Consider the following 25230-nt stretch of genomic DNA (forward strand, 5'->3'; position numbering starts at 1 on the left):
GTACCACGCTTGCCCAAGTAGAAGCTCAGAAAATTCAGGAAATTTTTGATAAAATAATTTTTGATATTTTTCAAAAAACTGTTGCAAATTGGTGAAAAACTTGTAAATTTGTAAGTTAAAGATTTTTGATTTTTCAATTTCTGCTCAATTATGGATAAACAAATACTTTTAGGTTTATTGCACCAACCTGAATTTTTGAAAGATAATCTGTTGGAAGAATTGAACGAGATAATCCAAAAACACCCCTATTTTGCTATTCCTCATATTTTGCTTGCCAAAAATTTGCACGACCAAGCCAGCAGTCTTGCTCCGCAAAAAATACGGCGTGCCGCTTTGTATGCTTACAATCGCTCTATCTTAAAAAAATTCATTATGGAAAAGCCTACTCGTATCAATGCAGAGGAGGAAAGCTTTATTTCTCCTGAAAGTATTTATCGCAATCCTTTTGGTGAAATACAAGAGGAGTTAGATGCTTTTGATAAGAAAATGGAAACCATTACCCCCGAAGAATTGGACAAAGAACTGGCAAGCATTACAGAATCGTACATTCCGCAAGAGTACAATCTGGAAAAAGAAACCCAAGAAAGCACAAATACTGAACTACACCTAACCGAAAATCAGAAAGAGCAAAACTCGCTGATTGACGAATTTTTGAAATCTGACCTTTTTACCTCCACTCCTCCTGTTACTAATCTGGAAGAAAGCCCTGCTGAAACAGATAACGAAGAGTATGCCATTGAACTTTTTGAAAAAGGGGACATTCAGGGAGCGATAGCCGTTTATGAGCGTTTGAAATTGCAAAATCCTGATAAAGAAAGCTACTATCAAAGCCAAATCAATATTTTTTCAATGTCGCTTGATGATATGGTGGCTGATGAAACTTTATCTACTACCCCCGAAACTACCCATATAGATTTGCAGATTGATACCGATAGCCTCTTACAAGAAATTCTAAATACCCCCAAAGTAGAGCAATCTGCTACTTCTACCTCAGAAAAATTTACCGAAGAACTGCAAGTTTCAGAAGCAGAAAATTCTGCAAACAGTTCCGAAACATCTTTGCAAACTACCGAAAATTCTTTTGCCGAAACGCTTTCTGATGATGAAGTAAGCGAAGCAAAAGCCCTTGCCTATTTCAATGAAGGCAATACTGCCAAAGCTGTTGAAATTTATCGTAAATTAATGTTGCAAATTCCCGAAAAAAAGGCTTACTTTGCGTCCCAAATTGAAATTTTAGAAAGTTAAAATTTTGTACTATGTTAGGATTTATCATTGGCTTGATGATGCTGATTTCAGTGTTACTGATTATTGTAATTTTACCACAACAAAGTGCTAAAAGTGGCGGCGGCATAGGTGCGGCGGCAGGAGCCAGCCAAATGTTGGGTGTTCAGAAAACTACTGATTTAATGGAAAAACTTACTTGGGGTTTGATGATAGCCATTTTTGTTCTTGCCCTCATCACGAGCTTCTTCAAGTAATCTTGGCTTTTAAGCTACTGAGAGGACTTCACTTGGATTGAAGTCCTCTGTTTTTTTGAGCATAGCTCAAAGAAAATTTTGATAGGCTACTATCGTACAAGCCACTATGCCCGCAGTTTCGGTGCGAAGTATGTTTTTGCCCAAAGAAATATCTTCAAAGCCTTTTTCCTTAGCCATATTTATTTCTTTTTCACTAAAATCTCCTTCCGCTCCAATGAGCAATAAATATTTCCCTCTGCTTTGCAAAATTTGAGTAAGCAAAGCAGTGCTTCCTACATAGGCAATCCATTTTTGAGAATATTCATCAAAGTTTTTTTCCAAAAATTGCGAAAATTTCTGTATAGGATTAAGTTGTGGTAAGTAGGCTTGTTTAGATTGCTTAATTGCCTGTAAAGCTACTTTTTGCAAGCGTTCCAAACGAATTTCTTTTCTTTCGGAGCGTTCGCATTGCAGAAAGCTAATTTCATCAATGCCTATTTCGGTAGCTTTTTCTACAAACCACTCCATTCGCTCTATATTTTTGGTAGGAGCAATGGCTATATGCAAATAGTAGGGTTTGGCTTCTTGCTTCTGAATTTCAAAGACTTCAAGAAGGCAATTTTTGGGCTTATGGGTAAGGATTTTAGCTTGGGCAAAATGTCCTCTGCCATCAGTGATAGCAATTGTTTCGCCAATATTTTTTCTAAGAACCTGCAAACAATGAATAGCCTCCTCTTCGGGTAAAATGGTTTGAGGAGCTTGTAAATCAGGACAATAGAATAACTGCATTTCTGAAAAGAAAAGTAGAAACTCACTATTACCTTCCGCTATTTAGGAAAGTAGTAGTGCATTTATTTCGTTTTGGTGAAATAAGTTTTTGAAAAATCCCAATATTGCATAGCATTGATAGGACAATCTTTCAGATTAGGTTTGCGTAATCTGTAAATTTCGTCATACCAAAGTACAAGTATGGGGGCTTCGTTCATCAAGATTTGCTCGGCTTTGCGGAAATACTCATAAGCCTCTTCCATACTGCTGGCTTGTAAGCCTTTTTCGTAATACTCATCATATTTTACATTTCGGAAACGAGGCATATTGGGATAAGACTTCTCCTCGAAAGAATTGGGAACTTTTTTACCCCAAAAGAGCCACAAGAAATTTTCAGGACTTGGGTAGTCGGCATAGTATGCCATACGCATAAATTCAAACTCCCCTTTCAAGCCTCTTTCTACGAGTTGGGCAAGGGTTTGCTGTTGGATAGTAACTTCTACCCCCAAGTTATCTTTGAGTTGGCGTGCCACCGCTTGAGCAACGTTGATGTGTCTATCACCTTCGGGAGAGATATGCAAGGTAATAGCAGGCAACTTACTGCCATCGGAATAACCCGCCTTTTTCAAGTAATAAAGAGCAGAATCTACATTAAACTCGTATCCACGTATTTTTTCAATATCATAATTTTTCAGAGCAGGTGGCACAACACCTTTTTCGCCGGGGGCTTCGCCTTCGCCATTAAGCACTGCTTCAAGAATTTCTTGTCGGTTAATAGCAAAAGAAAAGGCTTTACGCAAATTTACATCTTTGAAAAGTCCTTTTTGTGTCATAAATACCATATACTGCGTAGTCATTTCAGGCACACGCTCCAACTCAAATCTTCTATTAACAGTATCTTTATTTTTGGATAAAATCTCTATGATTTCTTCTGTGGGCAAGCGAGAAACCATATCCAAGCCGCCTTTTTCAAACTCTAAAAGTTCTGTTTTCTTTTCTTTGATGAAAGAAATACGCACTCCGTCTAAGAAAGGAAGTTGGTTGCCGTGTTCATCTTTGCCGTAATAGTTAGGATTTTTTTTCAGAATAATCAGCGAACCTTCATCAACTTTGGAAACCATAAAAGCCCCCGTACCTACCGCCTTGATACGCATTTCATCTTTGTACTTTTCAACTGCTTCTTTGGGATAAATAAAAGCAAAAGGACGAGCCAAATTGGTAGTAAAAAGCGTGTAAGGGCGAGTAAGTGCCAAACGTATCGTATATTTATCAACTACCTGAATACCCTCTATTTCTTTGGCAGGTTTATTACCCCCCGCCGAGGCTTGATAATACTCATCTGCTCCTTTGAGCAAACCTTCAAAAATGGTAAAACCCTGATTTTTTTTATCCTGCGTACATACGCGTGTGAAGCAATATTTTACATCTTCGGCAGTTAGCTCTCTGCCTTTGCCATCAGGAAAGCAATCGGCATCGTGGAATTTTACTCCCTGACGAATTTTTATGGTATAAATGGTTTTGGTTTCATCAATATCAACACTTTCGGCAAGAGCAGGTTCGGGGGTTAGGTCGTTGGGGTTAAATTTGAACAAACCTTCATAAACGAGTGTAGCAACTCTGTAAGAATAAACATCAACAATTTCCAAAGGATATAAACTTCTGATATACTCCGTCTGATTAACCTTCAAGATACCTCCATACATTTTGCCTCCTTGGGCTTCTTTAAGGCTGGCAGATTCGGTATCGGAGTTCGTTTTACAAGACCACAACAAAGCACAGAAAACCCCAATTAAAATACGAGTGATAAGACCTCTTGCTTGCATATTCAAAAAGGTTGCATTTTGAAGGCTAAATTACAAATTTTTTCAAAAAAACTAATTTTTTGCTCAAAAAGTTTTCTGCAAACTTACTCATAAAGCAAGTATTTTTTACGCATTTGAAGGTAATTTTGCAAATCTTTTTGCCAAGTAGCCGCTATTTCCGCTTCGCTCATACCTTTGCGTATTTGCTCTTTGAGCAAACTATTGCCTGCTAATTTATCAAAAAAAGTATTAAAAAACTTATCTTTTTCCGGAAATTTTTGGTAAAAATCAATGAGTGGTTGAAGCGTAAAACGTGGTGCTTGTGGATAAATTTTTCTATAATCTGCACCATAACAAAGCTGATTTTCGTACAAAGGGTTTTTAGCCATACCCGGCTTACTTACAGGCGTAAAAGTAAAATCCCCCATTCTTTTATCAGGATAACCTACCACCTGAAAAGGGAAATCTGTACCTCTACCAACACTCAAAGGCGTACCTTCAAAAAAACATAAAGAAGGATACAACCTTACTGCAAAATGATTGGGCAAATTAGGCGAAGGTTTCACAGGCAATTCGTAAAGGGTTTGGTGCGTATAATTTTCCAAAGGAATAACTTTCAGTTTGCACTGCTTGCCTCCTGCAAGCCATTTTTCGCCGTTAATCATCTGAGCCAGCTCCCCTACCGTAAGTCCGTGTACTACGGGAATAGGGTGCATACCGATAAAACTTTCAAAGCCTTTTTGCAACACGGGACCAGCTACATAATCACCGTTCGGATTGGGGCGGTCCAGAACAATAAACTCTTTGTTATTTTCGGCACAGGCTTCCATTACGTAGTGCATTGTGGAAATATAGGTAAAAAACCTCACCCCCACATCTTGAATATCAAAAATAACCGCCTCCACATCTTTGAGCTGTTCAGGCGTGGGCTTTTTATTCTTGCCGTACAAGGAAACTATGGGCAAACCCGTTTGCTTATCTTTTTCGTTTTGCACGGTTTCGCCTGCATCAGCATCGCCACGGAAGCCGTGTTCGGGGGCAAATACTTTTTGAATGGCTACGTTTTTGCTCAAAAGTACATCTACCAAATGTTTGCCTTGCACCAATGCCGAATGATTGACCACCAAAGCCACCTTTTTATCCTGAATTTCGGGCAAGTACAATTCCAACTGCTCTGCTCCTACACGCATTTTGGCTTTGAGTGGGGCAGTTTCATTTTTGCGAGGCTCTATGGGAGGAGAGATACTCTCCTGCTTTTCAGCGGGTTTCTTATTTTCAGGAATTTGCGAAGTGCTAATTTTTTTCTGACAAGCCGAAAAGAAAAGTAAGCATAAAACGATGTACTTTTGCATATTTTATTCTTTGGTCAAAAGTTGTAAAACATCTTGAATGAAATTTTGGTCAGTAAAATAACTTTCTATTTCATTGATAGATTGCAAAATGTCATAAAGCCAAGTTCTGATTTCATTGTCTATACAATAAAACTTTGAATTTATCAATAGAAGCTCGTAAATAAGGATTTTTCAAGGCTTGTATTTCCAGCAAATCAACTTTCCTATGAAGCAAGTTTTCTAATGAAAATTTCAGACTAAAATAGTTATCAGCATAGGAAGCAAGGTCAATATCACCAAATTTTACCAAAAAGTCTATATCGCTTTGAAGGTTAAAATGAGGTGTTAGAATTGAACCAAAGACGTACAAGTCCCAAACATTGTGCTTTTGGCAGAGAGAAGCAATAGCTTTTTTATGACTTTCTAATAGAGCTTCCTTCATTAAGTTTTTTGAGCAAATCTACAAACAAAAAAGAAACACCCCAAGCCGAGATGTTTCTTTTTTAGCAAATTACTTGGAAAAATTATTTAGGCAAAGTGAATTTTACAGGAAGTGTTCTACGAACTTTCACGGTCTTTCCTTTGGCATCGGTAGCAGGCGACCAAGGGGTAGTCATTTGTTTGAGAGCCTCCAAAGCCGCATCACCACAACCATCGCCAATATCTTTCACTACTTTGGCGTCTGTAATTCTGCCGTCTTTATCAATTACGAAAGAAATGGTAACTGTTCCTTCTGTACCTTTGCGAGTAGCTTGCGAGGGGTATTTGATTTTTTCTTGCAAAGCCTTTCTGAACGCATTGATACCGCCGGGGAAGTCAGCATTTTTAACAACTTCAAATTCATTATAGACCTTGTTGGCGTCTTCTTCACCTGTACCTGCTTCTTTGAGGTCTTTACCCGGTTCTTCTACAACTTTTACCTCTTCTACTACGTTTGAAGCGGCTTCCCCTTGTTTGGTTTCAGCGGCAACAGCCGATTCTTTCTGCTCCACTTCCACATTTTCTACAAGCGGCTTTTGTTCTTTTACTTCCTCCTTGATTTCAATAACGGTGAATTTTACTTGGTCAATTTCAGGTGGAGGAGGTACTTCAATCACCACTTCTGCTTTTTTCTGTTCTTCGGGCTCTTGAGGTTGTTCCAATTCCAAAGGAATTTCCTGTGTTACCTCTTCTTCCACTTGCTGTTGTACCGCCACTTCCTCTTTGGGTTCCAAAAGTCGCTTGATAGTAGGATAGCCAAATACAAAAACACTACCAATCATTACAAAAATAAGCACTCTCGTAACAATCCCCGAATATTTGCTTCGGAGTACATAAGCCCCGTACTCTTGGTTTCTACCTTCAAAACCTTCGTGGGGCAAATAGCAAAAACTTTGAATATCCATAATTTTAAGAATTTGGGTTATAGTGTTAGCTATCGTTTTGCCTGCTTTTTATACTCCTCAATGAGTTTGAGGTCGTTAGGCTCAATATCCTGAATTCCATAACGAGAAACTCCCACAATCGCCATTTCGTCAAGCACATCTACCATATTTTTGAACCGAGCATCATCTTTGAACTTAATTACCACAATCATCTGAGGGCAATCGCCTTTGGCTTTGATTTCTTTTTTCTTTTGGGTAAGAAAATCTCTAATTTTTTCGGAGCTATACTCTATTTCTTGAAGTTGAGGGGTTTGCCCCTTGATTACCTGATACCAGTAGAGTTTGTTATCCTTATCGCCCAGAATAATAATTGAGCAATCGCCCTTGGCTTGGTCACGTTTGTTAGGGTCTTTTTCGGTTTTATCAGGCATAATCACCTGCATAATTTTCGGCGTATTGAAGGTGGTGGTAAGCATAAAGAAAGTAATGAGCAAAAAAGCCAAATCCACCATTGGAGTCATATCCACCTTGGTTGAAACTTTTTTGGGACCTTTCTTCTTGCCGTCCTTACCACCACCTTGCGAGGTATCTATATCTGCCATAGTTTCACAAAGTTTAGGTTAGTTTTTCTTTTGTGTTTGTTGGTTGGCGGCACCTGCGGGTGCTTCGCGTAGGTTTGTTACCAAATGAACCTTATTTACTTTTCTTTCTTGCAAAACTTCCAAAACTCTCTTGATTACCCTGAATTGTGAGCGTTGGTCTCCGAAAATAACGATTTTGAGCATTTGTTTTTGCTCCTCCTCCCAAATTTTCTTTTCGGCTTCACTTAAACCTTCGGTAGAGGGTTTGGTAACAATCGCTTTGGTTTTTTCATCAAAACCTTGCCTACGATTGAAGGTTTCATTCTCATATACCTTGTTGGTGTAAAGAATCCAATGACCCAGTTGATTGTTTATTGTATCCATTGGGATACCTATTCTTACACCTAATTTTTTGTAAGCATCATTAGAAAGAGCTTTGTTTTTCAAGACTTTGGGCAAATCTTGAATAGGCACACCAACATTTTGCCTACCTGCAAACTCTTTGTAATCTTCATCGGTAAGTTGGTCAGCGATTTTGTAATGACGAGCTACCGCTCTCAAAATCTCCTCACGTTTATTAGCTTCTTTGATTTCAAAAAATACTCTTCCTACGGTATCAACAATAATTTTAGCAACTTTGGGCGTTTCTTCTTTATTAGAGGACGACGAAGGGGCATCTACTTCCAGCGGCGTTTCAGGTTTGAATTGTGCCGTAAGAATAAAGAATGTAAGAAGCAAGAATGCCATATCGCACATTGCCGTCATATCCAAAGAAGGATTCTTGCGGGGCGGTTTAATTTTTCCCATAGATTAGGTTAGTTTTTGGATATAACAAAATACAATTTTGTATTCGGTAAAATACAGCAAATTTTATGCCGATTAGCCTTTTACTTGGGCATTAAAATTCTGCAAAATGCTATAACTTACTTCTTCAATGTTGTAAGTGAGTTCATCAATTTTGCTTGTGAAGTAGTTGTAAGCAATAATGGCAAGAGCAGAAGCACCGATACCCGTAGCAGTATTGATAAGAGCTTCTGAAATACCTACTGCAAGTTGAGCCGCCGCTGCTGCACCACCACCACTCATTGATGAGAAAGCCTTAATCATACCAAGTACTGTACCCAACAGACCAATCAGTGTAGAAACCGAAGCAAGTGTAGCGATAATGGTTAGGTTCTTTTCAAGCATAGGAAGTTCAAGAGCAGTAGCATCTTCTTGTTCTTTGGTAATAGCGGCAATTTTTTGCTCTTTATCTTTGGTATTATCGTGAAGCATTTCTTTATATTTTTCCAAAACAGATTTGATTACATTACCAATAGAACCTTTTTGTCTGTCGCAAGCCGCCATAGCTCCTTCAATATCATTTTCAGCGAGCAAGCCTTTTACTTTATACACAAAATTGGTAATAGAACCTGTACCCGAAGCGGAAAAAATAGTAATCAGACGCTCAATAGAAAAGGTAATAACTACAAGCAAACAAGTGATAAGGAAAGGCACAACTTCTCCACCTAAGTAGATAGTACCCCAAATATTTTTTGGGTGAGGGTGTCCGTCTTTCATTTCAAAGTTATTGGGGTCTCCTAAAAATACACGGAAGAATACTTGTGCAATAATAAAAAGCACCACAATCGCAAGACCTGCAAAGATGTTTTGGAATGTACTGGGTTTCTTTTTGATAGTACTCATAAAACAATTTGGTTTAGGTTTTAGTAAAAATTCAGTGCAAAACTAATATTTTTTTGATAGTTGCAAAATGGAATTTTCGCAAATATGAAAAAATAAATAACTCGCTACACAAAAAAAAGCAAAAAAAATTTTTTCTTTGGTTATCTTTCCCAAAGTCAAGCAAAAATTTGCTTTTAGTATCAAGTGTTTATTAAGCGAGTATCATTTTTCTGTGAAAATTTGCTTGGCGTGCTGGTAGCCTACCTCAAAAATTTCATCGGCTTTTGCAAAATCACGAAAACGAAAGTGCTTCATTGCAGGGGGTTCAAACCAAATATCTGCTACGTTTTGGGCTTGCAGTGCAAATTTGGAAACCGCCGCAATAAACATTTGCTCAAAGGCTTGCACCAAATTTTTGCTTTGAGCTTTCAGAGGCACGTTGCAGTGCGAAGCTATGAGCATATCGCATTTGTTGCGTATGATTTGAGCAGGTACATTATCCAAAATACCGCCATCAATGAGTTCATAGCCCTTCCAGAGCAAAGGGCGAGCCAAAGGAGGAATGGTAATGCTTCCAATGAGTGGTTCAAGCAGTTCGTTTTCTGAAAAATAAATGGTTTGCACACCAATAAGGTCGGTACAGGCAATCCAAAAAGGCTTTTGCAATGCTTCAAAACTATTTTCGGGAAAGTATTTGTCCAATACCCTACGCACCTTTTGGTAGTTTAGCAAGCCTTTGCGTACATTCAGATGCAAAAGCGAGGTAAGCGTAAATTTTTTGAGAATTTCTAAAATCTGCTCCGCAGGATAGCCCTTTGCCCAAAAAGCCCCAATCAATGCTCCCATACTCGTTCCCGAAAGAACATCTATCTGCATTTGCTTTTCTTCCAAAAATTTCAGTAAGCCCAAATGAGCAAAGCCTCTGGCTCCGCCTCCCGAAAGTGTAAGTCCTATTTTCTTTTCCATAAAAATTCAAACAAAGCTCTGAACAAAAAGTTATGCAAGTAAAATTTTTGAAGTCAATTTTCATACTTCAACGCAATGAAAAATATTTTAGTTTGGCTTCGTAATGATTTACGCCTGCACGATAACCGCCCTCTACACGAGGCTATGCAAAAAGCCGAAAAAGTGTGGGTAGCCTATTGCATTGATACCCGTCTGTTTGCCAAAAACCAATTGGATATACCCAAAACAGGGGTTTTTAGGACTAAATTTTTACTTGAAAGCCTTTTAGATTTGCGTATTCAGCTCCGAAAGCAAGGAAGCGATTTGATAGTCCGTTGGGGTAAGCCTGAAACAGAAATAGCCAAAATTGCAGAAACTTTGCAAACAGATGCTGTTTTTACCTCCAAAGAAGTTACTCAAGAAGAGCTTGATGTAGAAGCGGCTTTGGAAAAAAATCTGATAAGTAAAGGCATCGGAATAGAGTATTTTTGGCAAGCTACTTTATACCATATCAACGATTTGCCCTTTCCTGTTTGCAAAGTGCCAGATATTTTTACGGAGTTCAGAAAATCCGTAGAAAAATATGCAGAAATTCGTAAGCCTTTGCCTGCCAATGCCCCAAACATAGCTCCTCTGCCTGAAAATTTTTTTGCAGGCGATTTGCCAACGCTAAAAGATTTGGGCTTGCAGGAAAACGAAAGTTCGCACAAAGGCACTTTTGTTTTCAAAGGTGGTGAAAGTGAAGCCCTCAAAAGACTAAACTACTACCTATGGGAAAGTAATTTGGTGGCGTCTTACAAAGAAACCCGCAACGGACTTTTAGGAAAAGATTATTCTTCGAAGTTTTCGCCTTATTTGGCTTTGGGTTGCATTTCGCCAAGGCAGATTTGGCAAGAAATCAAAAAATATGAAAAAGAACGCATCGCCAACGACTCTACTTATTGGCTAATTTTTGAGCTAATTTGGCGAGATTTTTTCCGTTTTACTGCCAAAAAATATGGAAATCGTCTGTTTTATCCTTCGGGCTTCAAAGGCGAAAAGTTGCCTCTTTTGAAAAATAGTGATATTTTCTGGAAATGGGCAAAAGGCGAAACAGGCGTGCCTTTCATAGATGCCAATATGCGAGAGCTAAACACCACAGGCTTTATGAGCAACCGAGGCAGGCAGAATGTAGCCAGCTTTTTGGTAAAAGATTTGAAAATTAGCTGGATTTGGGGGGCAAGTTATTTTGAGAGCCTTTTGGTGGATTATGATGTATGTAGCAACTGGGGAAATTGGCAATACGTAGCAGGTGTAGGCAACGACCCTCGTGAAAATCGCTATTTCAACATTATTTCACAAGCCGAACGCTACGATAGCCAAGCGAAATTTATCAAATATTGGCTTCCTGAACTCAAAAACGTACCCGCTCCCAAAATCAACCATTTATTTGAACTTTCTACCAAAGAACTATCTGAATATGGGGTAAAAATTGGCTCAAACTATCCACAAGCCATTGTAAAGCTAAAACACTCGCAAGCGAGTTAGTTACTCTTTCCCTGCTACCACAATTACAAACTCACCTTTCACACCTTTTTGTGAAAAGTATTCGTAGGCAGTCTGGATAGTGCCATTAAAAGTCTCTTCATACATTTTGGTTAGCTCGCGAGAAATGGAACAGGCTCTTTCTGCACCGCAGAAATTTTGAAGTTCCAGCAAAGTTTTCAGCAGACGATAGGGTGATTCGTACAGAATAAAAGTGCGTTTTTCTTCCGAAAGTTCTTGCAGACGAGTTTGTCTGCCTTTTTTGTGAGGTAAAAACCCTTCAAAAACAAATCTATCCGTAGGCAAGCCCGATTTCACGAGAGCAGGCACGAAAGCGGTAGCTCCGGGCAAGCACTCTACGGCAATATTATTTTTCAGACAAGTTCGCACCAACAAAAAACCTGGGTCCGAAATGGCAGGTGTGCCTGCATCAGAAACCAAAGCTATTTTCTCACCTTCTTTCAAGCGTTTAATGATTTTTTCCTGAATTTGGTGTTCGTTGAAATTGTGATAGCTCATCAGAGGCTTGGAAATTTGGTAATGTTTGAGTAAAATACCTGCTACGCGTGTATCTTCTGCCAAAATGCTATCTACCTCTTGAAGCACTCGCAAGGCTCGTAGTGTAATATCTTCCAAATTCCCAATAGGGGTAGGTACGAGATAAAGTTGTGGCATAATTTTTTGGAAAATTTTGCCAAATTTAGGGTATTTGCCGAACAAAACACATAGACAATTTTGTTTTTAAGAAAAATTAACACGTAATTTGCAAGATTTTTTTGCGAAAGTCAAAAACAAAACTGAATGAAAATTACTATTGATAAAAATTCGGGCTATTGTTTTGGCGTAGAATACGCTATCTCAATGGCGGAAGAAGAATTGAACGAAAGTAGTTCCTTGTATTGTTTAGGCGATATTGTACATAACGATAAAGAAGTGGCTCGCCTTTCGGCGAAAGGACTCAAAATCATCAACAGAGAAGACCTAAAGCGGCTTTCTAATTGCAAAGTGCTTATCCGAGCCCACGGCGAACCTCCTGAAACTTATCAGATTGCCTTACAGAATAACATAGAACTCATTGATGCCTCTTGCCCTGTGGTTTTGAAATTACAAAATCGTATCAAAACGGCTTATGATAATGCTAAAACACAAAATGGGCAAATTGTAATTTATGGCAAAAAAGGACACGCCGAAGTCGTTGGTCTTTCGGGGCAAACCAACGAGGAAGCTGTTATTGTAACTGATGAAAAAGATTTGGAAAGTTTAGATTACAGCAAGCCTATCACTTTTTTTAGCCAAACTACCAAAAGCACCGATGGTTTTTACAAAATGAAAGACCTTATCGCCAAAAATATTCAAGAAAAAGGTTTTTCGGATAATTTGGCTCTTTTTGATGCCAATGATAGCATCTGCCGACAAGTTGCCAATCGTGAGCCACAACTTGCCAAGTTTGCCAGCGAAAATGATGTGATTGTCTTTGTCAGTGGCAAAAAAAGCTCTAACGGAAAATCTTTGTTTGCCGTATGCCAAAAAGCCAACCCAAGGAGCTATTTTGTAGAAGATGAAAGCGAATTGCAGTCCGAATGGTTTGAAAATGCCCAAAATGTAGGCATTTGTGGGGCAACTTCTACACCTATGTGGCTAATGGAAAAAGTAAAAAGCGAAATAGAAAATCAGTTTTGCTTACAGCTACAAAATGAGTAGCTACAAAAACTTAAACTCTATTCGGCGGTTTTTCTGACGATTTTCTTCTGTATCGTTCGGAGCGGCAGGTTGCGAATCACCATAGCCTCTGAAAGTCAGGCGGTTGGGTTCTACACCTTTCTGCAAAAGATACTCATACACCGATTTAGCCCTTTTGAGCGATAGCTCTTGGTTGCTTTTCTTATCACCTACGTTATCGGTATGCCCCGAAATTTCACCTCTCACTTGTGGATTTTCTTGCATAAAAAGCACCAATTCATCAAGCTCAGCTTTTGATTTTTCTCGTAATTCCCATTTGCCCGTATCAAAAAAGATGTTGTTGAGTACGAAAGTTCGTCCTTTTTCAATAGGAGAAAGCAGAATATTTAGTTCCAAAGGTTTGAAATCATCAATGCTTTTGCCAGAGAAATCAAAACGCAGGCTTTTGAAAATATAGCCACTCTTACGCACTTCCAAAGCGTATTCGGTTCTTTCATTGACAACCAGCAAATAAGAGCCATCTACTTTATCGGAACTCGTAAAACTTTCTTTTTGCCCATTGGCAAGGTTAATCAAATCTATGTGAGCATCAAGGGGTTGTTTGCTTTTTTCGTCCAAAACTTTACCTTTTACGTATTGTGTACGTGTGCTTACAGCAACAGGAGCAGGTATTTCAAATTCCATAATAATCCCGCTTTCTTCTACGCCATTAGGGCTAAATTTTCTATCGGCATAAAAGCCTTTTTTGCCGTCAGCGGTTACAAAAAGTGAAACTTGGTCAAGATAGTTATTGATAGGATAGCCTAAATTTTTAGGTTCGCTCCACGAGCCATCATTCTGTTTTTCGCTAAAAAACAAATCTAATCCACCCATTCCTATATGCCCATCGGAAGCGAAAAAAAGTGTTTTGCCGTTGGGGTGAATAAAAGGCGAAAACTCATCGCGGAGCGTATTGATAGGGGCGGGCAAAGGTACTGCCTGCGACCATTCGCCTTGAGCATTGCGATAAGTAACGTAAATATCATTACGACTGCGTTTATTTCTATCAGAAACAAAGTATAAAGTTTTGCCATCGGCGGAAAGCGAGGGTTGCGAGTCCCACTCTGTGGAATTGACTTTTGAGCCTAAATTGACAGGTTCAGTCCATTCATCGCCAATTTTTTCGCTAATGTACAAATCACAAGAGCCAACGCTTCGTCTGCCTTGGCAAGAAGCAAATACCAAAGTTTTGCCATCGGCAGAAATGGCACAAGTACCTTCGTTGGCTTGCGTATTGATGCGTGGCGAAATGGATTGCGGTTCGCCCCATTCTCCATTCTCTTTGTAGCTTACAAAAATATCTTCGCCTGTTCGCTTTCTGATTTCATTTTTAGGAACAGCCGTAAAAATAAGCATTTCTTGGTCAGCGGTAAGGCTTGGAAACTCTTGGATATAATCTTTGCGATTGATAATAGCAGGCAAAGCCTTAGGTTTGAACTCCAAAGGCTTTTGCATCTGCTCTCGGGCAAATGCTACGATTTTTAGATGAAATTCGGCTTCCTGTTTTAATCTTTCGGTAAGATTGCTAAATTGTAAAAGTTGTTCTGCAAATTTTTGTGTTTTATCGTAATTGCCTTTGGCAAGATAGTGCCTCATCAAAACCCAAGTTGCTTCCATATTTTTAGGATTTTGCGGGGCAGATTTCACGGCTTGCTCGTAATGATAAATGTATTTTTCAAAATAAGTGGGATTTTGAAAGCGAAAAGCCTCATAAATACGAGCCAGCTCTAAATGAGCTTCTACGAATTTGGGGTCTTTGCGAATAGCCTTTTCCAGATACTCGGCGGCTTCATCATAACGATTTTCAACCTTTTGTCTTTGTTTGGGTTTCAAGTCGTAGTCCAGGGTGCGGCGTAGTTCGTCTTGGGCTTTTTCATAATAGCTAATAGCGGCTTTGTTTTGTGTAGAATATTTTTGAGCAAAGGTATTCCAACCAGCAAGAAAACAAATGATGAAGCAGAAGCGTAACATATCCTTGTATGAAAGTAAATCAGCCTTCAAGATAGGAATTTTTTGGGTAAAATAAAAAATGTAGAAATGCAATTTTGAAAGCAATCAAAAGAAAAAAGGGCTTCGTTTGAATGAAGCCCCTCTGCTTGGCGTTAAAAATCACCTCCGTCCATATCGCCGCCTTGCATTTCTCGGCGTTGGCGATTGCGTTTTTCTCGGGTTTCGCCTCCAAATCGGTAACTAAAACCAAACATATAGGTACGTGTATTGCCTACAAAGGTGAAATCGTTGAATAAATTAGGCGTATTGACCGTTCCGCCGAAACGCATACTTTTAGCAATATCGCTCACACGAAACGTAAAGTTGCCTCGGTTTTTCCAAACTTGCTTGGAAAGTCCTATACTATTCATTATGAGGTCTTTACGAGTACCTTGTGCCGTAGCCACAGGGGCTCTGTACATTATCATTCCTTGAATACGCCAGTTTTGGGGCAAGTTGAAAATAGCATTCAAACGTGTATTCCAAGAAAATACATCATTGAGCGACTCACCATCAAGGTTGCGGGCATTGACAAAAGTACGGAAAAACGAAGCATCGGCATTCAGCGTAAGCCATTTTCCTACTCGGTAGCTACCAATCAGTTCCAATCCATAATTTTCTGCCGTTGCAATATTTTCAGGAGCAAAAAGTGTAGTATCACCTGCAAGCTGACGAATAAAAGGCTGAATAACATTGCTGGTGCGTCTGTAAAAAGCTGAACCTGTGAAAGAGGCTTGTTTCCAGTCTTTGAGGTATCCCAACTCAAAAGAATTGGTATATTCAGGACGCAAAAAGGGATTTCCCGAACGCAAGGTAAGCGGATTGGAAAAACTTGCAAAAGGATTGAGCTGTCTGAAACCGGGTCGGTTAATTCTACGGCTTGCCATTATCCTAATTTGTTGGTCTTTGGGCAAACGATACGAAATAGCGGCATTAGGGAAAGCATTGAGGTAGTCGTTCCGAAAGACTTGCCCTGTGGTGAGCAGTTCGGAAGTTGTAAAAGTTTGCTCTACTCGCACACCTGCCTCAAATTCCATTTTTTTCATTTTACCATACAAAATACCATAAGCCCCCAATACTTTCTCGTCGAAGCGGAAATCGTTGGAAAAATTGCTATTAGCAAGCCATAGAGCATTGAAGTTATCAAAATCTTCCAAAATGAAGTCATTGCGTACATTACGGAAAATATTTTTGTAGCCTGCTTCAATTTTCCAGCCGTCGCTGGCAAGTGGGTGCGTATAATCTACCTGCAAAAGCCAAATTTGGTTGTTGTTGTTTTCAAAAGTTCTCTGACGAATATCGCCTGTTTGTAGAGCATTTAGGTCGGTGTTGTTTTCAGAAAGCCCCAAGGAAGTAGAAACTTTAAGTTCTTGTTTGGGTTTGGCAAGTTTTCTTTGGTAATTAAAAGCGTAATTTTGGTTAAAAGAATATTCAAACTCATCAGAAGTACGGATAAAAGTGCTTAAAAGTGTGTTATCAAAATCTCGGTTAAAATTATTTAGAATTTCCAGCCTGTTGCTATTGCCGCCTCCCCAATTAGCTTCCAAAGCAAAATTATTTTTAGCATTTGGGGCAAATTCAATACCAAAGCTACCTGTATAGTTTTCGCCTATGCGGTCAATGGAACGTTGCTGGTCTATGATAGGAGTAGTATTGGGAATAAAATTTTTTCTAAAAACAGAAGCACTATTCAAGCGAGTATCACGATTACCATTCAGACTGCCATACACATTCCATTTGCCCTTTTTGATGTTTATATCAAAATTGCCATTATAGCGACCAAAATTACCATAATTGAAACCAACATTTCCACCAAAACCATCTTCTTGCTGTTTTTTGAGTATAACATTGATAATTCCACCACTGGCTTCGGCATCATACTTTGCCGAAGGGTTGTTGATGATTTCAATACGCTCTATGGAACTGGCAGGTATTCGCTGGAAAACACTTTGAGGGTTGCTTCCTGCAAGCCCCGATTGCTTGCCATTGATAAGAATAGTAAGATTACTTGCCCCTCGCAAAGTAACATTATTATTTTCATCAACTTGTACCGAAGGAATATTTTGCAGAACATCAAGAGCCGTACCACCTTTATTGACAAGGTCTTGGCTCACATTATAGCTTCTTACACCAATATCTGTTTGTACCAGTGGCTTTTCGGCAACCACTTCAATTTTTTCAATTAAATCGCTATTATCCCCTACCATTGCTAAATCGCCAAGAGCTACATCAGCAGTAGTTACCTCCAGCTCTTTTTGTAAGTCTTTGTAGCCAATCATTTGCACACGCAAAACATAACTACCCGCCTTTACATTCTGAATTTCAAAAGAACCATCTTCTTCGGTAGTAGCCCCATTTACAGCTTTTGAAAGGTCTTTTTTATCAAAAAGAAATACATTGGCATAGGGTACAGCTTCTTTGCTCTTTTTGTCTGTTACCTTACCTTTAATGTTTTGTGCTTCTGCACCAATCCCCCACAGGCACAAAAGTAAAAATACAATCGCTTTCATTGTTTTATTAAAATTTTATTGTTACAACAACGAAACGCAGTGCAAGGGGAAATATTGCGTGGGAGAGGAATTTATACCAAAATTAAAATGATTTTCAAGATTTTTAGGGATTTGAGTTATTAATTTTCAAAAGATTTGAAAATCTCATTTTGCGGTGTGCCGATAGCCTCTAATTTCGTAAGGCTTCTATTTGTTCTATGCTCAAACCTGTGAGTTCTGCGATAAATTGATTGTCCAGCCCCTTTTTAATTGCATTTTTAGCTATTTCAATCTTACTATTGATTTCTGCCTGTTCTACTGCTTTTTCAAGTGTTTCTTTCAAGAAAGAGTTTTGGTCAAGCCAGAATTTTTGCTGTGATTCGTAATATTGTCTTTCTTGTTCGTCAAGAAACATTACATCAAGTTTTTGGCAAGCTTTGCGGATTTCTTTGATTTCAGCTAATTCTTTGGGTAGCTTTTGCGTATCGTATTTATGAGCATTGTTCAAGAAAGTTATCCAACGTTCTAAGGTCGTTTTTACATTTTCTAATTTGCCCTGATACTTTTTCAACTCAATGAAATACAAATCCAAATAGTCTAAATCTTTGTGTTTTTCGTTGGTATCGCCATCTTTTAATGTGTAGAAACGATAATATCTGGCATCTTGAAAAAAGTTGAAGTCCATTAGACTAATTACTATGCATTTTTTTAGGTCTGAATATCCTACTTCTGAAATATTCAAATTACTATCTGTTTCATCAAAAGCATAATCTAATTGAGAGCCAAAAATTTTAGCCCAATAAAACAATGCTCGCTTTCCATAATAACTGCTCCCTCTAATTTGAATTTCTATATCAAAAATTCTGCCGTCTTCGGCTTGGGCTTTTATATCAAGTATAGAGAGCTTGCCTTCTGCATAATCGGATATATTGTATGGATTTTTTAGAGTAATAGCGGCAACCTGCTCATTTACAGGCAAAATAGCATTTATCAAAGAAAGTAAAATATCTTTATTCTCTTCCGAACCAAAGAGTTTCTTAAACACCAAATCTATTTTAGGATTAACCTTACTCATAGCGGCGAGAAAGTTTTATACACAAATTTACAATTTTTTACTTTCTTCTGAAAACTTGACGGCTTTGATGCTAAATTAAGGCACGGGGTCGTAGCCGCTACCGCCCCAAGGGTGGCAACGGCTCAGGCGTTTTAGACCAAGTTTTCCCCCTTTCCAAACACCATATTTTTTCACTGCTTCTATCATATACACCGAACAAGTAGGCGTATAACGACAAGAAGCAGGAAACCAAGGCGATATAGCTACTTGATAAAATCTTACAAGTAAAATCAGCAAACTGGCAAGCAGTTTTGCAAAAAAACTAAATACCTTTTTCATAAAAAGGTAATTTCACAACTTTGGCTTTTTCTGCCTGATTGCGAATTTGGATATAAATTTCGCTATCAAGGTTGCTATATGCAAGTTGCACATAGCCCAAACCAATGCCTACATTGAGCATAGGCGAGATAGTTCCTGATGTTACTTTACCGATAATTTCACCATTAACATTTGCAATAGGATAATCTTTGCGAGGAATACCCTTCCCTTCCATTCGGAAAGCTACTAATTTGCGTTGCAAGCCTTCTTGTTTTTGCTTTTGCAAAATATCGGAAGCCGTGAAATTTTTGGTAAATTTAGTTACCCAACCCAAACCCGCTTCCAGAGGCGAAGTAGTGTCATCTATATCATTGCCATACAAGCAGTAGCCCATTTCCAAACGCAAGGTATCTCTTGCCCCCAGCCCTATGGGTTGTATATCCCATTCTTTGCCTGCTTCAAAAATTGCTTTCCAAAGTGCCTCGGCAAAATCTTTATGTACGTAAAGTTCAAAACCGCCTGCACCCGTGTAGCCTGTGGCAGAGATAATTACATTTTCAATTCCTGCCATTGAGCCTTTTGTAAAGCTATAATAAGGAATTTGTGCTAAATCTGTTGATGTGAGTTTTTGTAAAACTTTCGTAGCGTTGGGACCTTGCACAGCAAAAAGACAGGTTTCTGTTGAAATATTCTGCATTTCTACCCCTTTTGCATTGTATTTTTGTATCCAGTTCCAGTCTTTTTCAATATTTGAAGCATTCACAACCAGCATATATTCATCTTCCGAAAGACGATATACGAGCAAATCATCTACAATTCCGCCTTGCTCGTTAGTCATACAGCTATATTGAGCTTTACCATTGGTGAGTTTAGAGGCATCATTGGTACAAACACGCTGAATGAGGTCAAGAGCTTTTTCGCCTTTGAGCAAAAATTCGCCCATATGCGAAACATCAAAAACCCCTACATTTTGGCGAACCGCCAAGTGTTCGGCTTTATCCGAGCTATAACGTACAGGCATCGCGTAGCCTGCAAAGCCAACCATTTTAGCCCCCAAACTTTCGTGTAAATCGTTGAGTGGAATTTTTTGTAAGTCCATAAGGTTTGTTTTCGTAAATTTGCGTAAAATTACGAAAATCTTTTACTCACCCAATTTATGCTAAAAAGTTTGTACCTAAACAATCGTTTTTTTTACGTCATCATTGTTTTAGTTTTACTTCTGGTTGCTTCATATAGTTTGGAATGGCTTTTTCCTATTGCTAAAATACTTGTTTTGGTATTTGTGGGGCTTGTTTTTTTAGATTTACTTTTGCTCTATACTTCCCAAAATGCTTTTAAGGCTTCACGCAAAACTTTTGAGCGGTTTTCCAATGGCGATAAAAACCCTATACACATAGAGGCAAAAAACTTGTACCGCTTTCCTGTACGGATAAAAATTATTGACGAACTACCCGAGCAGTTTCAGGAACGAAATTTTCAAGTTTTTGAAAGTCTTGCTCCCCAAGAAAGCAAAACGATTTCTTACTTTTTGCGTCCTATCAAAAGAGGCGAATATGATTTTGGGGCTGTAAATGTATTTGTTTCTTCACCTATCGGAATGGTAGCAAGGCGTTTTCAGTTTAGTCAGAATATCAAAGTACCCACTTATCCTGCCTTTTTTGCTTTGAAGAAATATGAAATTTTAGCATTTTCCAATCATCTGACCGAAATGGGTATCAAGAAAATTCGCCGTTTTGGGAATAATAGAGAGTTTGAGCAAATCAAAGAATACGTACAAGGCGATGATATTCGTACTATCAACTGGAAAGCCACCGCCCGCCGCAATAACCTGATGACAAACCACTACCAAGATGAACGCTCCCAACACGTCTATAACATCATTGATAAAGGCAGAACAATGAAAATGCCTTTTGAAGGGCTTTCTCTGCTGGATTATGCTATCAATGCTTCGCTGGTGATGTCCAAAGTAACGCTCAACAAAGATGATAAAGCTGGGCTTATCGCATTTGGGCATAAAATAGATGTGGTTCTGCCTGCTACCCGCGAGCCTATGCAAATGAATAAAATCCTTGAAAATCTTTACAAACAAAAAACTGCTTACAAGGAAGCAAATTTTGAGCGTTTGTATCTTGCTATCAAGCACAAAATCAAACAGCGAAGTCTGTTGCTTCTTTATACGAATTTTGAGTCGCTTTCTTCAATGATGAGGCAAATTGGTTTTTTGCGTAAAATTTCTGCTTCTCATTTGCTGGTAGTTGTTATTTTTTACAATACCGAGCTGGATAAAATGATTTTTCAAGAACCCACTTCTACCGAAGAGATATACAATCAAACCATTGCTGAAAAATTAGCTTTTGAGAAAAAGCTCATAATCAAGGAATTACGCAAATACGGTATTCAGGCAATTCTTACCAAGCCGGAAGAACTCACGGTCAATGCTATCAATAAATACTTGGAAATCAAAGCCAAAGGCTTATTGTAACCCAATAGCTTCTTTGAGGCGTTTTTCAATGAATTGCACAATTTCTATCCATTGCGAAGGGTGAAACCAAATTATTTCTGTATCTTTTTTGAACCAAGTAATTTGCCTTTTGGCATAATGACGAGAGTTTTGCTTCAAAAGTCTGATAGTATTTTCCCAATCTTGCTTGCCTTCCAGATAGTCAAAAATTTCGCGATACCCTACGGTTTGCAAAGCATTGTGCATTCTGTAAGGATATAGGCTTTGAGCCTCTTGTAAAAGTCCTTGTGAAAGCATCAAATCCATTCTTTGGTTAATCCGTTCGTATAACTCTTGGCGAGGTCTTTCCAAGCCGATTTTAATATTTTGAAAATTTCTTTGCGTTTTTTTCCCTCTGCGAAAACTGGAAAAAGGCTTTCCTGTGGCATAGCATACTTCCAAAGCTCTCATTAGCCTTTGTGGATTTTGAATATCTACCTGTCTGAAATAAATTTCGTCCCATTTTTGCAATTCGCTTTGCAAAAAAGATAATCCTTTTTCTTGGTACATTTCAACTACCTGCTTGCGGATAATATCAGGCACATCAGGAATATCATCAAAACCTTCCCAAAGGGCTTTGCAATACAAGCCCGAACCACCCGCCAAAACTACAATATTTTTTTCTGTAAAGAGTTTTTCTAAAATAGCAAGGGCATCACGTTCAAAGTCAGTAGCAGTATAGTTTTGCTTTATGGAAAGGTTATCTACCAAATGATGAACTACCCCTTGCATTTCAGCAGGCGTAGGTTTGGCAGTACCGATGGAAAGTTCTTTGAAAAACTGCCTTGAATCGGCAGAAATAACTTCTGTTTGAAAGTGTTTTGCCAAACGAATCGCCATTTCTGTTTTGCCTACGGCAGTTGCCCCTACTACGGAAATCAGAAATTTTTGTTGCACGCTTCTATGTTTGAATTCTATACCGAAACAAAATTATTTTTTGAAAGTTCCTCTTCCAAACCTTTGAAAATCAAATCTCCTAAAAAAAATTTAGGCTTGATACCCAACATACAAGCGGCGGCGTTACTGAAAAAGTAACGTCGCCGCTTTGCTGATAGTAGATAGTTTAATCTCTTTCTTTGAGCCAATTTACAATAGTGGGGGCTAATTCTTTTTGCGACCTTGCTCCTACAAACACCCCAATATGCCCACCAGGAAATTTGTAAGTTTGAATGTCTTTTGAGCCTACGTGCTTATCCAAAGGAATAGAGCAAGGAGGCGGAACAAGGTGGTCAGATTCGGCGTAAATATTCAAAATAGGCATTGTGATATTTTTCATATTTACCTTATGGTTGCCTACCACAAGCTCATTTTTGATAAGTTTGTTTTCTTGATAAAGATCTTTGATAAATTGCTTAAAACACTCTCCTGCTTGGTCGGGGCTATTAGCAACCCACTTTTCCATACGCAGAAAGTTCATTAGTTTGTCTTCATCGTCCAACATATCTACAACACTGGTGTATTTACGCAATTTACTCATAGGTTTGAGCATATCAAAACCCACATTGAGCAGTTCGCCGGGCATAATGCCACCATTGTTTTCAATCATTTCATCAACATTCAGATAGGTACTCCACTGAAAAAGTAAGCCCTCTTTGCTTGAAAAATCAATAGGAGCAACCATTACTACCAGATTTTTTATTTTTTCGGGGTGAATAGCAGAATAAATCACGCTAAACGTTCCCCCCTGACAAACACCTAAAAGATTTATTTTTTCAAGCTGATGAGTGCGGCGAATATACTCTACACAGCCATTCAGATAGCCGTTGATGTAGTCGTCCATTGAGGTATAGCGGTCGGCACGTGTTACATAGCCCCAATCAATGATATACACATCAAGCCCCAAGTCCAAAAATTTACGGATAACGCTTCTATCGGGCTGTAAGTCCATCATATCTTGCTTATTGACCAAAGCATAGCAAATAAGCAAAGGGGTTTTGATAGTAGCAGGTGTAGAGCGTTGATAGCGAAAAAGGCTAATTTTGCCATCTTTCCAAACCAAGTCTTTGGGAGCAGTGCCTACATCTATTTCCTTGATTTCTGAAAGAATATGATAGCTCTTAGCTAATTTTTCGGTGCGTTCTTGGTACTTATCGGCAAGCGAGAGAATTTGTTGTTGAATCATATATTTGGCATTTAGGGCTTTGTTGATAGGCTCTTTCATAAGATTGCACATTTTTCCGTCCAACATTGTAAGTGTTTTTTAGGATATGAACATCAAAATAATTTGATTTCCTACGCTTTTTTAGGTCTGCCACGAGGTTTGCTTTGTTTTTCGGGCATTGCTTCCTCTTTTTCTTTGGGAACAGATTTGCCTTCCTTGCTTTGCAAAGCCTGATTGAGTTGTTGGCGGCTCAGTTCATTTTCCAAAGTTCTCACCTTTCGGCGGAGTTCGTGGATAATAGCATTGAGTTCATCAATTTCGGAACGAGGTGCAATGGGTAATGGCTCTAAAAGTAGTTCCATTTGTTTTTCAAAACGATTTTTGATAGCCGTACTCGTAGCCAGTGCTTCTGCTTGCAACTTTCCAAAAGGCTCGCTACGATAGAGTTCAATCATCATAGGTTCGGCGATATCCATCCACAAATTGGTGGCTTCCTCAAAAGTAATGATATGTTCGGGGTTATTTTTTACTTTTTCAATAAGTTCTTTGAGCGTCTTTTCAAGAGCTTTTTGGGCTGTTTTTTGCACCAAACCCTGCATTTCATTGCTTTTGATGTAATAGAAGGCATAGTCATCTTGCAGTTGGATATTGAGCTCAAGCAATTGTTTTTCTTTGCTGTCGGGTATCATTTTCAGAAAGGGATTGATAGCCTTTTGCAATTTACCAAAAGCCTGATATTGTGTAGCTTGCAAGTTGTGCATTAAGTCAGGTACGCTTTCAAGGGCTTTTCCGAGTGTTCCTCCTGTTTGCTCGTTGAGGTCATTAAGCAGTTTTTGAGAAAAATCAGCAATTTGCTTCAAAAAACTTTCAGATTGTTCAGGCGTCATTCCGCCAAAAACCTGAGAGGCTATTTCGTTGTATTTATCCAAACTGATATTTCCCCAAAACTCTTGGAAAGCATTTTTTTTAGGCTTTTTGCCTATATTGAGTTGCTCCAAAATAGGCTGAAAAAGCTGATACAACTGCATATAGTTTTGGGAGAAGGTCATTATATTTTTGAAAGTTTCGGCTATATCATTTCGGCTATGTTGCCCTGCAAAAGGCTTACCGAACTGATTGTTCCAAGCCGAATACATCTTGCTCCAGCTATCAAACATTGAGGCTTCCTTTTTCTGCGGAGCCAAAGTTTCAAACATTGTTTGAACGCCCTGAAACCACATTTTACCCATTTCCATTTGAGTTTTCATTATTTCTTGGAAAAATTCTTGCGAGCCAGCCTCTTCTTTGGGTTTAGAGCTTTGCATCATATTTTGCATAAACTCTTGGTATGCTTGCATAGGAGTTTTGCTTTGTTCTTTGAGGTCTTTCATCCAATACTCAAAGAAATTGTATGGCTTATTCATAATTTTTGAGCGTTTTAGATTTTTTCCGAAAGATACAAATTTCAATTAAACAGCGAAAAAAAATCCAATTTTTTCATAAAAAATTGCATTGAACAATGAAGCTTCTATAAGATTTGGTAATTATTTACGTTCTAAAAGTTCACCGTTTGATGTTCAAACCTTTAAGGGCGTTATCTCTCATTTTTTCTTTCTGACATTTATTTTCTAAAATCCTGTTTCC

At 38.6% G+C, this 25230-nt stretch carries 23 protein-coding genes; 5 read left to right on the forward strand and 18 right to left on the reverse strand.

Annotation, left to right across the window (positions count from 1 at the left end; translation table 11 throughout):
* Nucleotides 1-150: 150 nt before the first annotated feature.
* Nucleotides 151-1245, forward strand: a complete 1095-nt coding sequence (locus ACWITO_RS13865; protein ID WP_448530589.1) for a hypothetical protein — start codon at nt 151-153, stop codon at nt 1243-1245.
* Nucleotides 1246-1256: 11 nt separating this feature from the next.
* The gene (gene secG, locus ACWITO_RS13870) at nt 1257-1478 is read left to right on the forward strand and encodes a preprotein translocase subunit SecG (RefSeq protein ID WP_448530590.1); all 222 of its coding nucleotides are present in this window, start codon (nt 1257-1259) and stop codon (nt 1476-1478) included.
* 66 nt (nt 1479-1544) lie between these two features.
* Here the strand turns inward: secG and ACWITO_RS13875 are convergent, their stop codons facing one another.
* The 9 genes from ACWITO_RS13875 to ACWITO_RS13915 form a co-directional block, all read right to left on the reverse strand.
* The gene (locus ACWITO_RS13875) at nt 1545-2246 is read right to left on the reverse strand and encodes a 16S rRNA (uracil(1498)-N(3))-methyltransferase (RefSeq protein WP_448530591.1); all 702 of its coding nucleotides are present in this window, start codon (nt 2244-2246) and stop codon (nt 1545-1547) included.
* Between the two features lie 62 nt (nt 2247-2308).
* Entirely contained in the window at nt 2309-4048 is a 1740-nt protein-coding gene (locus ACWITO_RS13880; protein WP_448530592.1) for an ABC transporter substrate-binding protein, read from the reverse strand.
* Nucleotides 4049-4131: 83 nt separating this feature from the next.
* Nucleotides 4132-5379 carry an exo-beta-N-acetylmuramidase NamZ family protein gene (locus tag ACWITO_RS13885; protein WP_448530593.1) on the reverse strand — a complete coding sequence of 416 codons (1248 nt, stop codon included), beginning with the start codon at nt 5377-5379 and terminating at the stop codon, nt 4132-4134.
* 112 nt (nt 5380-5491) lie between these two features.
* Nucleotides 5492-5800: a nucleotidyltransferase family protein gene (locus tag ACWITO_RS13890; protein ID WP_448530594.1), complete on the reverse strand. Its 309-nt coding sequence runs from the start codon at nt 5798-5800 to the stop codon at nt 5492-5494.
* Nucleotides 5801-5882: 82 nt separating this feature from the next.
* Nucleotides 5883-6743 carry an energy transducer TonB gene (locus tag ACWITO_RS13895; protein ID WP_448530595.1) on the reverse strand — a complete coding sequence of 287 codons (861 nt, stop codon included), beginning with the start codon at nt 6741-6743 and terminating at the stop codon, nt 5883-5885.
* A gap of 29 nt (nt 6744-6772) precedes the next feature.
* Entirely contained in the window at nt 6773-7324 is a 552-nt protein-coding gene (locus ACWITO_RS13900; protein WP_448530596.1) for an ExbD/TolR family protein, read from the reverse strand.
* Nucleotides 7325-7342: 18 nt separating this feature from the next.
* Nucleotides 7343-8110, reverse strand: coding sequence for an ExbD/TolR family protein (locus tag ACWITO_RS13905; RefSeq protein ID WP_448530597.1), 768 nt, complete (start codon nt 8108-8110; stop codon nt 7343-7345).
* Between the two features lie 72 nt (nt 8111-8182).
* Entirely contained in the window at nt 8183-8989 is an 807-nt protein-coding gene (locus tag ACWITO_RS13910) for a MotA/TolQ/ExbB proton channel family protein (protein ID WP_448530598.1), read from the reverse strand.
* Nucleotides 8990-9190: 201 nt separating this feature from the next.
* Nucleotides 9191-9934 (reverse strand): patatin-like phospholipase family protein, encoded by a 744-nt coding sequence (locus ACWITO_RS13915; RefSeq protein ID WP_448530599.1) that lies wholly within the window; start codon nt 9932-9934, stop codon nt 9191-9193.
* 75 nt (nt 9935-10009) lie between these two features.
* On the opposite strand from ACWITO_RS13915, the gene ACWITO_RS13920 reads away from it, so the two are divergent.
* Entirely contained in the window at nt 10010-11440 is a 1431-nt protein-coding gene (locus ACWITO_RS13920) for a DASH family cryptochrome (protein ID WP_448530600.1), read from the forward strand.
* On the opposite strand, the gene rsmI is transcribed toward ACWITO_RS13920, so the two are convergent.
* On the reverse strand, nt 11441-12112 hold the full coding sequence (gene rsmI / locus ACWITO_RS13925; protein ID WP_448530601.1) for a 16S rRNA (cytidine(1402)-2'-O)-methyltransferase: 672 nt from the start codon (nt 12110-12112) through the stop codon (nt 11441-11443).
* 126 nt (nt 12113-12238) lie between these two features.
* On the opposite strand from rsmI, the gene ACWITO_RS13930 reads away from it, so the two are divergent.
* Nucleotides 12239-13138 carry a 4-hydroxy-3-methylbut-2-enyl diphosphate reductase gene (locus ACWITO_RS13930; protein WP_448530602.1) on the forward strand — a complete coding sequence of 300 codons (900 nt, stop codon included), beginning with the start codon at nt 12239-12241 and terminating at the stop codon, nt 13136-13138.
* Here ACWITO_RS13930 and ACWITO_RS13935 read toward each other — a convergent pair whose 3' ends face one another.
* The 5 genes from ACWITO_RS13935 to gcvT form a co-directional block, all read right to left on the reverse strand.
* Nucleotides 13139-15127, reverse strand: coding sequence for an OmpA family protein (locus ACWITO_RS13935; protein ID WP_448530603.1), 1989 nt, complete (start codon nt 15125-15127; stop codon nt 13139-13141).
* A gap of 131 nt (nt 15128-15258) precedes the next feature.
* The gene (locus tag ACWITO_RS13940; RefSeq protein WP_448530604.1) at nt 15259-17655 is read right to left on the reverse strand and encodes a TonB-dependent receptor domain-containing protein; all 2397 of its coding nucleotides are present in this window, start codon (nt 17653-17655) and stop codon (nt 15259-15261) included.
* Nucleotides 17656-17824: 169 nt separating this feature from the next.
* A complete protein-coding gene (locus ACWITO_RS13945) occupies nt 17825-18709 on the reverse strand; it encodes an Rpn family recombination-promoting nuclease/putative transposase (protein WP_448530605.1) in 885 nt (294 codons plus the stop codon).
* Between the two features lie 75 nt (nt 18710-18784).
* On the reverse strand, nt 18785-19027 hold the full coding sequence (yidD, locus tag ACWITO_RS13950; protein WP_448530606.1) for a membrane protein insertion efficiency factor YidD: 243 nt from the start codon (nt 19025-19027) through the stop codon (nt 18785-18787).
* Entirely contained in the window at nt 19011-20105 is a 1095-nt protein-coding gene (gene gcvT, locus ACWITO_RS13955) for a glycine cleavage system aminomethyltransferase GcvT (protein ID WP_448530607.1), read from the reverse strand. The genes yidD and gcvT overlap by 17 nt, the downstream gene beginning before the upstream one ends.
* 57 nt (nt 20106-20162) lie before the next feature.
* On the opposite strand from gcvT, the gene ACWITO_RS13960 reads away from it, so the two are divergent.
* A complete protein-coding gene (locus ACWITO_RS13960) occupies nt 20163-21488 on the forward strand; it encodes a DUF58 domain-containing protein (RefSeq protein ID WP_448530608.1) in 1326 nt (441 codons plus the stop codon).
* Here ACWITO_RS13960 and miaA read toward each other — a convergent pair.
* The 3 genes from miaA to ACWITO_RS13975 all read right to left on the reverse strand — a co-directional run bounded on the left by miaA (nt 21480) and on the right by ACWITO_RS13975 (nt 25010).
* Nucleotides 21480-22403: a tRNA (adenosine(37)-N6)-dimethylallyltransferase MiaA gene (gene miaA, locus ACWITO_RS13965; protein WP_448530609.1), complete on the reverse strand. Its 924-nt coding sequence runs from the start codon at nt 22401-22403 to the stop codon at nt 21480-21482. The genes ACWITO_RS13960 and miaA overlap by 9 nt on opposite strands.
* A 166-nt stretch (nt 22404-22569) precedes the next feature.
* Nucleotides 22570-23694 carry a class III poly(R)-hydroxyalkanoic acid synthase subunit PhaC gene (gene phaC, locus ACWITO_RS13970; RefSeq protein ID WP_448530610.1) on the reverse strand — a complete coding sequence of 375 codons (1125 nt, stop codon included), beginning with the start codon at nt 23692-23694 and terminating at the stop codon, nt 22570-22572.
* 44 nt (nt 23695-23738) lie between these two features.
* A complete protein-coding gene (locus ACWITO_RS13975) occupies nt 23739-25010 on the reverse strand; it encodes a poly(R)-hydroxyalkanoic acid synthase subunit PhaE (RefSeq protein WP_448530611.1) in 1272 nt (423 codons plus the stop codon).
* Nucleotides 25011-25230: the final 220 nt, after the last annotated feature.

The sequence above is a fragment of the Raineya sp. genome (assembly GCF_053497555.1).